This is a genomic window from Pararhodobacter marinus (assembly GCF_003122215.1).
In the GTDB taxonomy this organism is placed as follows: domain Bacteria; phylum Pseudomonadota; class Alphaproteobacteria; order Rhodobacterales; family Rhodobacteraceae; genus Pararhodobacter; species Pararhodobacter marinus.
Map to the genome: position 1 here is coordinate 280,701 of NZ_QEYD01000005.1, position 15,399 is coordinate 296,099.

General features: G+C 68.1%; 13 protein-coding genes. 2 read left to right on the top strand and 11 right to left on the bottom strand.

The window, feature by feature from the left end; all coding sequences use genetic code 11:
* Positions 1-145 precede the first annotated feature (145 nt).
* Positions 146-616: a GbsR/MarR family transcriptional regulator gene (locus C4N9_RS10085; protein ID WP_109533199.1), complete on the top strand. Its 471-nt coding sequence runs from the start codon at positions 146-148 to the stop codon at positions 614-616.
* Between the two features lie 19 nt (positions 617-635).
* Here C4N9_RS10085 and C4N9_RS10090 read toward each other — a convergent pair whose 3' ends face one another.
* From C4N9_RS10090 to C4N9_RS21890, 10 genes are all read right to left on the bottom strand, one after another.
* Positions 636-1,928, bottom strand: coding sequence for a flavin-dependent oxidoreductase (locus C4N9_RS10090; protein WP_109533200.1), 1,293 nt, complete (start codon positions 1,926-1,928; stop codon positions 636-638).
* Positions 1,929-2,231: 303 nt separating this feature from the next.
* Complete coding sequence (locus tag C4N9_RS10095; protein ID WP_109533201.1) at positions 2,232-3,497, bottom strand: FAD-dependent monooxygenase; 1,266 nt, start codon at positions 3,495-3,497, stop codon at positions 2,232-2,234.
* A gap of 30 nt (positions 3,498-3,527) precedes the next feature.
* A complete protein-coding gene (locus C4N9_RS10100) occupies positions 3,528-4,706 on the bottom strand; it encodes a cytochrome P450 (RefSeq protein ID WP_109533202.1) in 1,179 nt (392 codons plus the stop codon).
* Positions 4,703-5,905, bottom strand: coding sequence for a cytochrome P450 (locus C4N9_RS10105; protein WP_109533203.1), 1,203 nt, complete (start codon positions 5,903-5,905; stop codon positions 4,703-4,705). Before C4N9_RS10105 ends, C4N9_RS10100 begins: the two co-directional genes overlap by 4 nt.
* On the bottom strand, positions 5,875-7,155 hold the full coding sequence (locus tag C4N9_RS10110; protein WP_109533204.1) for a TRAP transporter large permease: 1,281 nt from the start codon (positions 7,153-7,155) through the stop codon (positions 5,875-5,877). Before C4N9_RS10110 ends, C4N9_RS10105 begins: the two co-directional genes overlap by 31 nt.
* A gap of 1 nt (position 7,156) precedes the next feature.
* Entirely contained in the window at positions 7,157-7,687 is a 531-nt protein-coding gene (locus C4N9_RS10115; RefSeq protein WP_109533205.1) for a TRAP transporter small permease, read from the bottom strand.
* Between the two features lie 52 nt (positions 7,688-7,739).
* Positions 7,740-8,753 (bottom strand): TRAP transporter substrate-binding protein DctP, encoded by a 1,014-nt coding sequence (gene dctP / locus C4N9_RS10120; RefSeq protein WP_109533206.1) that lies wholly within the window; start codon positions 8,751-8,753, stop codon positions 7,740-7,742.
* Positions 8,754-8,783: 30 nt separating this feature from the next.
* Positions 8,784-9,926, bottom strand: a complete 1,143-nt coding sequence (locus tag C4N9_RS10125; protein ID WP_109533207.1) for a CaiB/BaiF CoA transferase family protein — start codon at positions 9,924-9,926, stop codon at positions 8,784-8,786.
* A 46-nt stretch (positions 9,927-9,972) separates the two neighbouring features.
* On the bottom strand, positions 9,973-11,247 hold the full coding sequence (locus C4N9_RS10130; protein ID WP_109533208.1) for a 2-hydroxyacyl-CoA dehydratase family protein: 1,275 nt from the start codon (positions 11,245-11,247) through the stop codon (positions 9,973-9,975).
* Complete coding sequence (locus C4N9_RS21890) at positions 11,244-12,128, bottom strand: hypothetical protein (RefSeq protein ID WP_168192192.1); 885 nt, start codon at positions 12,126-12,128, stop codon at positions 11,244-11,246. The genes C4N9_RS10130 and C4N9_RS21890 overlap by 4 nt, the downstream gene beginning before the upstream one ends.
* A 99-nt stretch (positions 12,129-12,227) precedes the next feature.
* Between C4N9_RS21890 and C4N9_RS21895 the strand changes: the two genes are divergently transcribed.
* The gene (locus C4N9_RS21895) at positions 12,228-12,803 is read left to right on the top strand and encodes a MarR family winged helix-turn-helix transcriptional regulator (RefSeq protein WP_168192193.1); all 576 of its coding nucleotides are present in this window, start codon (positions 12,228-12,230) and stop codon (positions 12,801-12,803) included.
* A 21-nt stretch (positions 12,804-12,824) separates the two neighbouring features.
* Here C4N9_RS21895 and C4N9_RS10140 read toward each other — a convergent pair whose 3' ends face one another.
* On the bottom strand, positions 12,825-15,398 hold the full coding sequence (locus C4N9_RS10140) for an HWE histidine kinase domain-containing protein (protein ID WP_109533210.1): 2,574 nt from the start codon (positions 15,396-15,398) through the stop codon (positions 12,825-12,827).
* Between the last annotated feature and the right edge of the window lies 1 nt (position 15,399).

The following is a 15,399-nucleotide window of genomic DNA, read 5'->3' on the forward strand; positions in this document are numbered from 1 at the left end:
GGGCGCCGGGGCGCCGATTTTTGTTCAGTTCGAATTGAACGCAGATAGGTGTGCAGCGACCACGCGTCAAGATGCGTTCCGGCTTGAATGCCCCCGCACGCGGTTTACGATAGCGCCAGTCAAGCCACGGGTCCATGAAAGCCGCATGTCAGACACGATTTCCACCATTCGCAGCGACTTCATAACCCTGATGGGGCAAATGGTGGAATCGCACGGGCTGTCGCCGATCTCGGGCCGGATCATGGGTCTTCTGATCTTCGACGGCGAGGCGCGGTCGTTTTCCGATCTGGCGACCGAGCTGGGCGTGAGCCGGGGCAGCATCAGCGCCAATGCCCGCCTGCTGGTCGCGCGCGGCAGCATCATGAAGGAAAACCGGCCCGGCGACCGGCAGGATTATTTCCGCATCTCGGACCAGAGCTTCGACGTCATGCTGCAGACCCTGATGCAGCGGATGCTCGACATGTCCGGGCGTGTGCGCGAACTGTCCGACAGACTGCCCGCGGACGACGCCGAGGGCGACGGCCCGCGCCGGCGCCTGGGCGGGCTGTCGCAATTCTATGCCGCGATGGCGCTGGGCATGCGGCAGGCGCAGGATCACCTGACCGGCGACGAGTAGCGCCCGGTTTCCGGCGGTCTCAGCCCGCCTCGGCGACGGTATCGGCGGGGGCAGGGCGGACCTTCGCCCCCTCGGGCAGTCGGGCCGGGGCGGCGTTCAGCGCCTCGATGGCAAAACCCGCGGCCTTCTTGTAGCCCGCCATGAACTCGGCCCGCTCGGCCGCCGGAATCACGTCGTCAATGGCGTCGAATTCGCCGCCACAGCGGTCGTTGACCATGTTCAGAAGCCCGAAAGGCCCGGCTCCCCGGTTGCGCAGGATCAGCGCCGAGACGGGGCCGCAGAACGCGGTGTCGAACGCGGCAAGCGCCGCCTCGGTTGCGCCGTGACCGACCATCGCCACGCCCAGCTCGCGCGCATCGACGATCGCCTGCGACGCGCCGTTCGACCCGGTCGGGTACATCGCATGCGCCGCGTCGCCCAGCAACAGCACGCGCCCGTCGCGCCAGGTCTCGACCGGGTCGCGGTCGATCATCGGATTTTCATAGGCGATCTCGGCGCCCCGGATCAGCGCCGGCACGTCCAGCCAGTCATAGGTCCAGCCGTCGAAATGATGGGCGAAATCCTCGATCCCCACCTGCCGGAACCAGCCGGTATTCTCGCGCGCCGAGGGGTCGTCATAGGTGACTTCGGCAATCCAGTTGATCGCGGCCAGCCCGTCCGCATCGGGATGCGAGATCGGGTAGATCACCATCCTGTGCCGATGCGTGCCCAGCCCCACGAAGCTCGACCCGGTGCGGATGGGCTTCGCGCGGGTCACGCCGCGCCACATCACCGCGCCGCCCCAGTGGATCGGCGGCTGGTCGGGATGCATCTGCGCGCGGATCGCCGAGTGGATTCCGTCCGCGCCGATCAGCAGGCTGCCGCGTTCCTCGCGCCCGTCGTCCAGAAGCGCCGTCACGCCGTCCGCATCCTGCCGGTAGCCGGTGATCCGCGCGCCCAGCCGGACGCTGTCGGGACCCAGACGCTCCAGCACCGTGCGGTAAAGCAGCATGTGGAAATCGCCGCGATGGACGGCGTATTGCGGCCAGTTATAGCCGGCCTCGATCCCGCGCGGTTCGGCGTAGATGTCGTTGCCGTTGAGCCCCACCAGCGCCCATTCGCGCGCGGGCACGCCCACGCTGTCCAGCGCCTCGGCCCCGAGGCCCAGCTCGTAGAGTTCGCGCACCGCGTTCGGCTGCAGATTGATGCCGACGCCCAGCGGTTTGAGGTCACGGACGGATTCGAAGACCGTGCAGGGGACGCCGATCTGGTGCAGGGTCAGGGCCGTGGTCAGCCCGGCGATGCCGCCGCCGGCAATCAGAACGCGCGTCATGGAAAACCTCTCGTGCCTCGACCGTCGCGGGCCTTCTGGCAAACAATCCGCCGCAGGGCAAGCCGCGCGTGCGGGCGCGCTGCAACAGGCGCGCGCGATTTCGGGGTCGCGTCAGGGATCTGCGCGGCGCGTTCCGGGGGCTGGGTGCGTGCCGAGCGCTGCTCGTTTGGCGCATGCGCTCCATCGACGTCCTCCCCTTCCGGGCCGCCCGCGCCGGACGCCCAAAGATAGACCGGTGGATGAGGCCCCGCGCGCGAAATGGGCCGTCGGGCCGCGCCGCGAACCGGGTGCCCGTCAGGCCTGTCAGGCGACGGCGGCGCGCGCGCCGGGGGCGATGATCGGTGGCGCGTTGTTCAGCATCTCGGCCGCGAATTCCGTCGCGCGGGTGTAGCGCAGCATGAAATCCTCGCGCTCGCGCGGGGGGACGACGCTGTCGAGATCCGTGAAGGAGCCGCCGCAGCGCTCGTGCACGATGCGCAACAGCTCGAAGCGGCCTTCGACGCGATTGCGCTCGACCAGCGCCGAGACGGGCGCGCAGAGCATGTCGTCATAGGCGTGCAGCGCCGCCGGTGTCACGCCCGCTTCGATCATGCTGGCGCCCAGCACGCGCGCGTCGATGATCGCCTGCGAGGCCCCGGTCGCGGCGGTCGGATACATCGGATGCGCGGCGTCGCCCAAGAGAACGACGCGCCCCCGATGCCACGAGCGCAGGGCCGGGCGGTCGACCAGTGGCGTTTCATAGGCATGGGCCGAGGCGGCCATCATCGCGTGCACGTCGATCCACAGCTCGCGCCAGCTTTCGAAAAAGGGCAGGATCGCCCGCGTCGGCACCTTGCGCAGCCAGCGGTCCGAGGCGCGCGACGGATGGTCATCCACCTGAGCGACCGCGACCCAGTGGATCATCGCCTTGCCGTCGCGGCCGGGATGGGAGATCGGGTAGAACAGGAAATGCCGGTCGGCCATCCCCATGGCGACATAGCTCGACCCCGTGCGCAGGGGGCGGGCGCGCGTCACACCGCGCCACAGAACCGCCCGGCCCCAGTTGAGCGGGCCTTCGTCGGGAAACATCTGCGCGCGGATGGTCGAATAAAGCCCGTCCGCCGCGATCAACAGCGCGCCCCTTGCCTGTCGGCCGTTTCCCAGAAACAGCGTGACGCCGTCTGCGTCCTGCTCGTAGCCGGTGACGGGGCTGTCCATGACAAGGCAGTGATGGCCCAGGCGGCGCTGGGCGGTGCGGTGCAAGAGCGCGTGCAAAAGCCCCCGGTCGACCGAGAATTGCGGCCAGTGAAAGCCCGCATCCATGCCGCGCCCCTCGGAATAGATGTCGCGCCCGTTCAGGCTGACCAGCGCCCATTCGCGCAGCGGAATCCCGACGCTGTTGAGCGCCGCGCCGCCGATCCCCAGCTCGTAGAGTTCGCGCACCGCGTTAGGCTGCAGGTTCATGCCCACCCCGCGCGGCGTCGCGTCGGGGAAGGTTTCGAACACGGTACAGCGCACGCCGATCTGGTGCAGCGTCAGCGCCGTCACCAGCCCCGCGATGCCGCCTCCTGCGATGAGCACCTCTGACATGTTCCCTCCGGTCGGTCTGACCGGACGCTATCAGCGGGGTGTCAACACAAGGTGAACGGAGAGCGGCCCGTATTCCGGCCAGCGGGTCATTTCGGGTTCCGCCGTCAGGGTCAGGCGGGCGGTCTTTTGTGTAAGCTGTTCAAGCGTTTCGGCCAGCAACAGCCGGGCCAGCGGGGCGCCCGGGCACATATGCGGGCCGCGCCCGAAAGTCACCAGATCCGTTTCGCCCCGGTCCAGCCGGTAGGTATCGGCCTCGGGGAAAACGGCCTCGTCGCGGTTGCCCGAGGTAAAGACCACGGCCAGCGGGTCGCCCGCCCGGATCGTCTTGCCGCCCAGTTCGACATCGTGGCGCGCGGTGCGCGCGAAGCCGCGATAGGGGGTGTAAAGCCGCAACAGCTCTTCCAGCGCGACGGGGACCAGATCGGGGCGTTCCGTCAGCTCGGCATGATGCTCGGGATGGCGGGCGAGATGGATCGCCATCGAACCGATGAAGGTGGTGGGCGCGATGATCCCCACCAGCAGGAATTGCCGCAAGGCGCCCAGGATCTTGTCGTCGGGCAGCGCCTCACCGTCGACCCGGACGGCCAGCAGGTTCGAGACCGGGTCCTGATCTGGGTCCTGCGGGTTGGCCTTGCGATCCTCGATCAGGCGCGCGGCAATGGCATAGAGCGCGTCCGACCGCTCGCGCAACATGTCGAAATCCTGCCGTTGCAGCGCCATGTTGAATTCGGCCCCGACGCGGCGGATCTCCTCGGCATCCTTAGGGTTGAGGCGGAAGAACGCGGCCAAGAGCGCGATGGGCAGAACGAACGAGAAATCCTCGCAGATATCGCCCTTGCCCTGCGCGATGTAGCGGTCGAGATGCTCGGCCACCATCGCGCGCACCATGGGTTTCCAGCCTTCGATGCGCGCGGGGCTCAGAAAGCGCAGGATCGCGTTGCGATAGGGGATGTTGCCCGGCGGGTCCAGATGCAGCGGCGGGCGGCGCTGGGTGGTGGCGACGCGGGGGACGACATTCTGCACCGTGGTGGTGAAGGTCTTCCAGTCGGTCAGCACGCGGCAGATATCTTCGTGCTTCGTGACCGCCCAGAAACCGCCCATTTCCTCGGCCCAGGCGACGGGACAGCGTCCGCGCAGCTCTTTGAACAGGGCGTGGGGGCTGTCGAAATCCTCGGTTTCGGGGACGACGAAATCGGGGTCGTGGGTCATGTGAAATCCAGTCCCAGCCGGGTCACGCCGTATTCCGTCCAGCGCGCCCATTGCACCGGCTCGCCCAGCCGGAAAGGGGGCAGGGCGGCCAGCGTGTCGAGCGCGATGCGCGCCTGCAGCTTCGCCACCGACTGGCCGATGCACATATGCGGGCCGATGCCGAAAGCGATGTGACGGTTGGGCGAGCGGGTCTCGTCAAAGCGCATCGGGTCGTCGAAGACATCCGCGTCGCGATTGGCCGACAGGAAATTCAGCGCGACGGGGCAGCCTTCGGGGATCGCGGTGCCGCGCATCTCGGTGTCGTGCGTCGCCACCCGTACCAGTGCCTGATTGGGCGCGTAGCAGCGCAGCATTTCCTCGATCAAAAGGCGCTGATCCACCGCGCCTTGCCGCAGCCGCGCCTGCAGGTCCGGATCCTGCGCCAGATGCCACGCCATCGAGCACAGGAAATTGCGCGGCACGACATGGCCGCCGATCAGCATCAGCCGCACCATGCCGGCCAGTTCCTCGAAGGAATAGGGCCCGCCTTCGGGCTCGTGCGCCATCAGGCCGGAAACGATATCGGTTTCGGGATCGCGCGGGTTGGCCATCCGGTCCTCGACCAGCCTCAGCGCGAAGCCGTCGATCTGCCGGCTGATCCCGCCCGCCGTGGACAGGTCCTGGCGCTGGACGGCGGCGACGTAATCGTGGCCGAGCTGGCCAAGCTCTTCGGATTCCGACAGGTCCATCCCGGCAAGGATGCACAGCGACCCCACGGTGAAGGGCGCGGCGAAGCCCTCGCCGAATTCGGGCGCCTCGCTGGTGCGCAACGCCTGCGCCAGATCCTCCGCCAGCGCGCGCAAGGGGGCTTCGATCGCGCGGATGCGGTTTTCCTTGAAGAACAGGTTCAGCCCCTTGCGGTAGCGCAGCGCCTCGGGCGGGTCTTTCTGCAACGGCAGCCGGGGCAGGCCCGCGCGGGGCGACGTCGGGATGACCGTCTGCCGGGTGGCGGTGAAGGTTTCGAAATCCTTCGAGGCCTGCACGACGTCGTCGTATTTCGTCAGCGTGTAGAACCCGCCCCAGTTCTGCGACCCGGCGACCGGGCATTGCGCGCGCAGGCGCGCCAGCTCGGCCTGGGGATCGGCAAGCGTCTGTTCGCCATGCGGGTCCCAGTCGTGGGGAATGGATTTCATCGGTCGAAGACCATCGTCGGCAGCCATAGCGAGACCTCCGGGACATAGGTGACAAGGATCAGGAAGCCGAGCATCGCCGCCACGAAGGGCAGCACGCCACGGATCGCTTCCGAGAGGGGCGCGCGGGCGATGGACGACAGCACGAAGAGATTGAGCCCGATGGGCGGCGTGAGGAACGCGATCTCCATGTTGACGATCAGCAGGATGCCGAAATGGATCGGGTCGATGCCAAGGATCGGCAGCAGCGGCAGCACGATGGGCGTGACGATCAAGAGCACCGCGACGGCATCCAGGAACATCCCCATCACCAGCATGATGAGATTGAGCGCGATCAGGAACTGCCACGGCTCCAGCCCGGTCGCGGTGGCCCATCGCACGAGATGCGTGGGAATGCCGGATCCGGTGATCCAATGCGCGAACAGCATCGCGAACATGACGATGAAGGTCACGGCCGAGGCCGCTTTCATCGCTTCGGCGGTCATGCTGAACACGTCTTTCCAACCGACCTCGCGGTAGACCAGCACCGCGATCAGCACCGACGAGATCGCCGCCACACCGGCGGATTCCGTTACCGTGGTGATGCCCGAATAGATGCCCACGAAGACCGAGATCGGGATGAACAGGGCGGGCAGCGCGCGCAGGTTGCGGCGCGTGAATTCCTGCCGCGACAGCCGCTCGCCCGACGCATAGCCGCGCTTTCGCGAGATGATCATCACCACCGTCGCCAGGATCGCGGCCTGGATCAGCCCCGGCACGACGCCTGCCAGGAACAGGCGCGGCACCGATTCCTCGGCAATGAGGCCGAACAGGATCATCGACAGCGAGGGCGGGATCAGCATCCCCAGCGTCCCCGAGGCGCCGACCGTGCCGAGCGCGAAGGGCCGGTGATAGCCGCGCGCGACCATGGCGGGGATCAGGAAGGTGCCCATCGCCATCGCCGTGACCACCGACGAGCCCGAGATCGCCGCGAACAGCGTCGTCGCCAGCACGCAGACCAGCCCCAGCCCGCCGCGGAAATGCCCGACCCAGGCCTCGGCCGCGTCGATGATGATCCGCGCGATGCCGCCCCGCTGCATGAAGGTCGCGGCCATGACGAAGAACGGCACGGCAAGGAAGGTGGTCGAGTTGATGCCCGAGACCGAGGTCATCGCGGCATCGAAAAGGGGCCGGCCCTCGAAGGCCAGCATGACCAAAGCGGCGACACCCAGCGCCACGAAAATCGGCGCCCCCAGCGCCATCAGCGCCAGCATCCCGCCCAGTCCGATTACCGCTTCCATGTCATTCGGCCTTTTTCGTGAAGTCCGCCGTTTCGGCGGGTTCCGGGCTGGTCGTGATCCCGCGCCCGGCGAAGGCCAGAAGGATCATCTTCAGCACCATCAGCCCCATGCCCGTGGGCAGGGCCAGGAACAGGAACCATGCCTGCGGCGTGCGCAGGCTCGAAGCCGAGCGGTCATCGAGCATCCGCGAGAATTCGAACGCCTCCCAGCCCAGCCACGCCATGACGGCGCAGAAAACCAGCGTCAGCGCGAAGGTGAACACGGCGGCGGCGCGGCGCTTGCGGTCGGACAGGCCTCCGACGATGATCTCGGTATTGATGTGGCGCCCCTCGGCGGCCAGCGTCGACCCGGCGATGACCGAGGCCCAGACGATGAAGTAAAGCGCCACCTCGTCGGCCCAGTCGACGGCATGCTGCGGCGTCAGCACCCGCACCGCCGCGCCGCCCATGAAGGTGAACAGCGCGCAAAGCACGAGAAGGCCGATCAGCACGGTCTCGATCCGGGACCAGATGCGCAGGATCGTGTCGGTCATGAATCCGTCCGTTCCGGGAAGGCGGCGGGGGCAGGGGCCCCCGCGCGCCGGTTCATGCGCCTTGCAGCGCCTCGGCCACGCGGGCCACGAAATCGGCATTCATGCCCGAGGCATCGACGATATCGTCCTGCACCGCCAGCATCCGCTCGCGCATCTCGCTCACCGCCTCGTCCGAGGGATCGGCATAGGTGATGCCATTCTCCTCGTTGGTCGCGCGCGCATGGGCCAGTTCCTCGGCCGCGTAGTCGCGCGCCCAGCCCACGGTCTGCGACCAGGCGTCGTCGATGATCTGGCGCTGTTCGTCGGTCAGCCCGTTCATCACGCGCGCCGACATCAGCGGGATGTAGACGCCCCAGCCGGCATTGTCGTTGAAGGCATGGGCGATGCCCGCCTCCCACAGTCGCCCGCCCGAGATGGTCAGATCGGTGACCGAGCCCATCCCCTCGATCTGGCCCTGCGTCAGCTGCAGCACGATCTCGGTCCGGGGCGTGGCAACGCCGTTGATGTTCATCGCGTTCATGATCGCCACCACGACCGGGCTGGGCGGCGTGGCCAGCGTCCGGCCTTCGAGCGCGGCGTAGCTGTCGGCCGGCTCGACCGTGTAGGCGGTGTTGTTGGGGGCGAACTCGAAATGCCCGCCCGACGGCACCATGATGCCCCGGCTTTCCAGCATCGCCCACAGCTCGTCGCCCAGATCGCCGTCCAGGATCCCGCGCACATCCTCGGCGCTGGCGCCGAAGAACATCGGCAGGGTGATGACGCTCAGATTGGGCTCGAGCCGGCTGAGCGTGGGCGAGGCCTGGATCGACAGGTCCAGCGCGCCCGAGGCCAGCGCCCGGATCGCATCGGCCGAGTTATAGAGCTGCCCCGCCGGGAAGATCTCGACCGCGATGTCGCCGCCCGACAGTTCGCCGATGGTTTCGGCCCAGCGTTCGGCGGCCAGGTTGCGCACATGGCCCGGCGGGGTTTCCACCGACAGCCGCAGGTTGACGGATTGCGCCGAGACAGCAGTCGCGGCGGCCATGACCGCGCCGATCAGCGCAGATCCCAGCAAGTTCGTTCTCATTCCCATTGGTCTTCCTCCTCCCGTTATTCGTCACGATGTCGCATGTCGTCCCGCGCCCAGTTCCGGCGCCGGACAGGCAATGCCCGGCCCCCCCTCCTTGAACCGGAACCCGGCATTCAGGATACGCTGCCGCCCGCCATGGCGCGCGGGCAGGTCCAGAAACAGATCGCGCCCGGCCAGATGAGGCATCGCCACCGCATCGGCCAGATCCTGCACCCGCGCCGCAGGGACGCCGCAGGCGCGCAAGGCGTCTTCCCAATGCGCGGCGGGGCGGGTCTTCAGCACCGCGCCCATCGCTCCGGCCATCGCATCGGCATTCGTGGCCCGTGCCCGGCGGTCGACAAAGCGCGGATCGTCGAGCAGCGCCTCAAGCCCCAGAACCGCCAGCACCTTTGCCACATGCGCGTCCTCGACCGCGCCGATGGTGATCGCGCTGTTCCCGGCGCAGGAAAACGTATCCGAGGTCGGCGCGCGGCTGAAGCCCCGGTTGCCCGTGCGTACCGGCGTCTCGCCCGCAATCAGCAGCGGATTGACCACCGACAGCATCATCACCAGAGCCGCGTCCAGCATCGCTACGTCGATTTCCTGCCCCGCGCACAACCCGCGCTCGCGTTGCAGCAGGGCGGTCTGGATCGCAAAGGCGGCCAGCAGGCCGGTGAAAGTATCGACCACCGGAAAGCCCACGCGCATCGCCGGATCCTCGGGCAGGCCCGACAGCGACATCAGGCCCGACAGGCTCTGGATGATCTGGTCCATCGCCGCGACATCGGCCAAAGGCCCGGTCTGCCCGAAGCCCGAGATCGCGCACCAGACCAGATGCGGATGGCGCGCGCGCATCTCGGCAGCGCCCAGGCCCAACCGCGCCATCACGCCGGGGCGGAAATTCTCGACCACCACGTCCGAGGCGGCGATGATCGCTTCGGCCTCGGCGCGGCCCTCGGGTGTCTTCAGGTCCAAAACCACCGAGCCCTTGCCCGCATTGATCCCGGCAAAGGCGGGCGACAGGCCGCGCTGGGCCGGGTCGAGCGTGTAATTGCGCAGGTTGTCGCCACGGGGGGATTCGATCTTGGTCACCTCGGCGCCGTTGAGCGCGAGGAAATGCGTGGCCAGCGGTCCGGCCACGACATGGCTGAAATCGGCGACCCTGATTCCGGTCAACGCGCGCTGCGTCATCGACATCCTCCCTATGGTTCATAGAATGAACTAAATTGGGAGTCTGTCAACGACCTTTTGCGCGCCGTCCTTCCGTCACCCGGTCGATTCCGGCCTGAACCCGTGCGCGGGCTTCGGTGCCGTCCCAGCCCCGCGCATCGACCATGTCCGCGTCCAGCATGACCGTCGCCACGCCCGCTTCCTCGAGCGCCCGCGCGATGAAGCGTGTCCCGTAGCCCGAAGGCCGGTCCGCCGAGGGCACGATGATCACCGCAAGGTCGATGCGGTTCGCCCGCGCTTCCTTGACATGCCACGCGCCCGCCCAGGGCGGCTGGTGCAGATGCTCGTTGATGTCGCTCACCCGCGCGGCCAGCGCCCGCACCGGGTCGCCGTGATCCGCGCGGATATAGCCATCGGCGGCGAAGGGCAGGTACATCGACCAGGCGAAGACCGCGCCCTGGTGCTCGAACGCGGTGTAGAAGCCGGTATCGAACCACAGGCCCGCGCCGATCCACATCATGCGCACCCGCTCGTCCGGGCAGACCGCCGCGCCCGAGGCGATCTGCGCGGCCAGTGCGTCGCGGAAGCGTTCGGCATGGGCCAGCGCCCAGTCGCTGCCCCGGTGCCATTGCGGGATCATCACGTTGGGGATCATCTCGGAAATCCGCACGGGCAGGCGCGGGGCGTCCGCGATCATCCGCGCGCAGTCTTCGAAAATCCGCTCCTGCCGGTCGATCCGCTCCATGAGCTGCGCCAGCGCGCCATCGGGCGTGCGGCGGCCCGCCACCTGTTCGGCCATCTCGGTCAGTTCAGCGATCTCGCCCGCCATCAGGTCCAGCCGGTCCGCGCCCACCGTGTCCTCCCAGTCGCGGCGCAGCGGCGTCCACCAGTCGGGCTGAGGGTCCGGATGGCCCGGCGCGCTGAGGATCTTCAGCGGCGCGCCGGTCAGTCGCGCCCATTCGGCAAAGATCAGCGGGTGATCGTCGGCCGAGGCCCGCGCGCAAAGCAAACCCGGCACGGGCAGGCCGCCCCATGGCTGCGTTTCGGGCCGGCCATCCATCGCGGCGAAAAGCGGCAGGGCGGAATACTTGGCCAGCCGGGCGTGGAAGCCCATCGCCTCGGATGCGTCCAGATGCAGACCGCTCAGCTTCTTCGCGGCGATGACCGAGGACCACCATTGATTGACCACGACCGGCATGTCGAGCGCGTGGAACACCTCCATCGGCGTGTCGGCATTGGCAAAGGCATAGGCCTCGCCCCCGGCCAGCCGGGCGCGCAGGCTCTTGGCCCAGTCGCGCTGATAGGCGGCAGCCTCGGCGGAGCAGGGCAAAGCGGGGGTCATGCGGCGGGCTCCGGCAGGGAAGGGGGCAGGTCCGAGGGGGTGGGCCAGCTGGGCACGAAGCCCAGATCGACGAACGCGACCCCCGCCGCCGCGCAGTCGCGCGCGACCTGCGGCTTGCGCCAGCCATGCAGATCGTCCTGCGGATCGACCTGCCAGACGAGCGTGTCGATCCGATAGGTTTTCAGAAGATCGGGCAGGGCCCCCTGCGGTGCATCCGGCCCCTGCAGGTCCAGCACCAGCGCCCCCTGCGCATCGAGCCAGCGGTGCAGCCCGTCCCCGCCCAAGGGCGCGCCCGCCAGCGCCAGACGCGGCCCGTTGCGTGCCGGTGTTCCCGGGCCGGCATCGACCGTCAAGCCGCCGGCGCGCGCGGCGAGGCGGCGGGCAAAGGCTTCGGCCCCGGAAATCCGGCCCTCTGCCTGCTTCCGTTGCAACGCGGCCAGCGGGCCCGCCCGGTCGGCCACCGCGCCGCGCGGCACCCCGGCCAGCGCCCGTGTCAGCCGCGCGACCTGTCTGGCATCGAAGGCCCGCGCCGCCGCGCCGGTGCTGTCGGCCCGCGACCACAGGAACAGGGGCGGGCCGGCGGGCAACAGGCCGAGCCGCCGGAACTCGGCTGCATAGCGATAGGCATGCAGCGCGCCGGGACCGGCGCGCCAGATCACGATCGCCGTGGCGTCGTCGAACGCCCCCGCTTCGAGCCCGAACAGGAAGCGGCGCACGAACGGGTCCAGGAACGGCTCGAGCAGCGGCGCAAGGGCGCTGGGCACAAGCGGCTCATGCGCCACGCGCGTCACGTCTCGCACCGGCAGCCCTGCCAGCGCGGGATGATCCAGCGGCGCATCATGGCCGAACATCACGAGAAACGAAGGGGTGGGAACGGGCAATCGGGTCTCCGCAGCTATGAAGTTAATTTTATGAACCAAATTCGCCCCCCGTCAAACAGAAGTCTTGCGCCACGCGGGGGGCGGGGGCAGATTGTGGCGATGAACAAGGACAGCCTCTCAGCGTCTATCGATCCTGTCCCGACACAGGGCCGCGCGCAGGCCCCGGCGCCGGGCGACCGGGCGTTTCGCTTCAAGTCCGGCTCGGTGATCCGCGCGGGCTGGCTGGCCGAGGACCTGCCCTTTCTCAATCGCTCGCTGCGCTATCTTCTGCGCGGTCAGGGCGGCGAGTTGCGGCAGGAATTCGGGCTGGAGAGCGGCGATATCGGCGTGCTGGGCGTGCTGCAATCCAATCCGGGCGTGACCCAGAACGACCTTGCGGCCTCGTTGGTACTTAAGAAATCGGCGGTCACGCGGGTCGTTCAGCGGCTGGAGGCGCGCGGCCTTCTGACCCGCGCGCGCAGTCCGCTCGACCGGCGGGCCAATATCCTGAACCTGACCGAGGCGGGCGCGGATCTGGCGCAGCGGGTGCGCGCGGCGGCGGCGGCGCGCCATGCCGACTGGTTCACCGGGATCAGCGCGGAAGAGCGCGCGGTGTTCTTCGACGTGCTGTTCCGGCTGGTGGACCGCCTGGCCGAGACCCATCCCGCCGATCCGGGCGAGGACGACGACGATTAGGCGCCGCCCGCCCGCCGGGTATCAGTCCCGCCGCGGGCCGGGCGGCAATGTCGCCAGACCCTTGGACAGCGATTCGAGGGTGAAGGGCTTGGCGATCACCGTCGATTGCGGATACCGCGCCAGCGACCCGTCATTGGACCCGTAGCCGCTGGCCAGGAGGAAAGGCACGTTCTGCGCGGCCAGAACCTGCGCGACCGGCAAGCTGGTTTCCGCCCCCAGATTGACGTCCAGCACCGCCAGCGACAGCGTATTCGACTCGGCCACGCGCAGCGCCTCGGCGACCGAGCCCGCGATATGCACGGTCTGCACGCCCAGCGTCTCCAGAATGTCGGCGGCATCCATGGCGATGATCATGTTGTCCTCGACCACCATCGCGACGCCCGACAGCGAGAGCGGCGCCAGAGCCTGCGCCGGTGCGGCGGCGGCGGGTTCGGGCGTGTCGGGCATGAGGGTGATGAAACGCTCGGGGATCGTGAAGGTCGCCTCGAACCCGGTCACCGCGAACCGCGTCTCGGCGGTGCCTTTCAGCTCGAAGGGAATGGAGCGCTCGATGATCGTCGTGCCGAAGCCGCGCCGCTCGGGCGCGCGCACGGCCGGACCGCCGGTTTCGGACCAGTGCAGGCGCGTATTGCCGTCGGGCATCGGCGTTATCTCGATCGTCACGCGCCCCGCCGGCACCGACAGCGCGCCGTATTTGACCGAGTTCGTCACCAGTTCGTGGAAGACCAGCGCGATGCTGCTGAAGGCTTCGGGCGAGAGCAGGATGCGCGGGCCCAGGACCGAAACGCGGTCGCGTTCGCTGGCGATATAGGCGTCGAGCTCCTTGTAAAGCAGATCGCGGAAGGCGACCGGCGTCCATTCGGTCCGCGTCAGCTGATCATGGGCCTGCGCCAGCGCATGGATGCGGCCGTCGATGGCGGCGGTGAAATCCTCCATCGAGGTGGCGGTGCGGCGCGACTGGCTGACCAGCGACCGGATGAGACCCAGCACGTTGCGTACCCGGTGGTTGAGCTCGGCAATCAGCAATTCCTGCTGGTCCTGCGCGCGCTTGCGCTCGGCATTCACCTCGTCCGACAGCTTGAGCACGACTTCGAGCAGGGTGATGCGGATCGCCTCGGCCGCGCGCAGGGCCGTGACCGACCATTGCTCGGACCGGTTGCCGACATCCTGCTTCCAGGTCTCGAAGCTCTTGCGCGGGGTCAGGCGCGCCCCGTTCGGGCCCAGCTCGACGGGTTTCTCGGGGTTTCCGGCCCATTTCACCTGCCGGACCACTTCCGATCGGAACAGCACGATGTAATCGCGCGGCGTACGCGAGATCGGGATCGCCAGGATCCCCGCCGCGACATCGGCATGCCCGGCCATCGCGGGCAGCCGCGCCGTCAGGTTGTCGGTCGCATAGACCCGGCTGGCCGCGGCGGTATTGAGGAACCGCGCAATCCCCTCGAATTGCGACTGCGTGGGCACGGCCCCGCGCGTCAGGTATGTGCCATCGGAATAAACCGCGATGCCATCGTAATCGACCACCTTGGCGATTTCCTCGGCAATGGTGGGAAAGACCTGTTCCAGCCGCTCGCCCGAGCTGAGCCGCACCATCAGCCGGTCGTGCAGGCGCTGCGCGCGGCCCGATGCGTCCGACACCGCGCGCGCTTCCTGCCGTTCGATCTCGTAGGCGAAGAACTGCGCCAGAAGCTCGACGGCGGTGCGGCGCTGGTAATCGATATGGATCGGCTGGCGGTGGTGGCAGGCGAAGAGGCCCCACAATTCGCCCTTTTGCAGGATCGACACCGACATCGACCCGCGCACATTCATGTTGCGCAGGTATTCCAGGTGGATGGGCGAGACCGCGCGGCTGATCGACATCGACAGGTCCAGCGGCATGCCTTCGGGGCTGAGCTGCGGCACGATGGGCGAGACGGTGTCGTCGACATCCATGATCAGGCGGATCAGGTTGCGCTTGTACAGCTCGCGCGCCTGGCGCGGAATGTCCGAGGCCGGGAAATGCAGGCCCAGATAGGATTCGGAATCGGCTTCGTCGCGGGCTTCGGCGATCACCGTGCCGTCGCCCTCGGCGCCGAACCGGTAGACCATCACCCGGTCGAACCCGGTCAGCCCGCGCAATTGCTCGGCCGCGGCCTGCGCCACGCTTTGCGTATCGGACTGGTTCGATACCTTGCGCAGCATCGCCGAGACCAGCGACATCTCGTCATGGCCCGCCGCGCGCTCGCCCGGTTCGAATTCGAAGATGAAGCTGTTCTGCGTCATGTGGCTGGCGATGTCGAAACGCCGCCCGTCGCCCAGAAGATCGACGCCGAAAGCCCGCACCACCGAGTTTTCATTCGTGGCCGTGCCGATCATGGCGCTGAGCCTCTGCATCGTGTCGCGCGGCAGGCCGTCGCTCAGGGGCAGCCCGATCAGGTCGTCGGCGCGCAAGCCAAGCAGCTTGTCCACGTTTTCAGAGGCATGCTGCACGATCCAGTCGGCCGAGATCGCGATCAGGGCGCCGAAGCTCTGGACGTGACCCAGGATGTGGATCGGTTCGCGGTCGCAATTGGTCAGGTCGACGGGGGTGTCGGTCGAAATGAAGTTGTCCGCCATG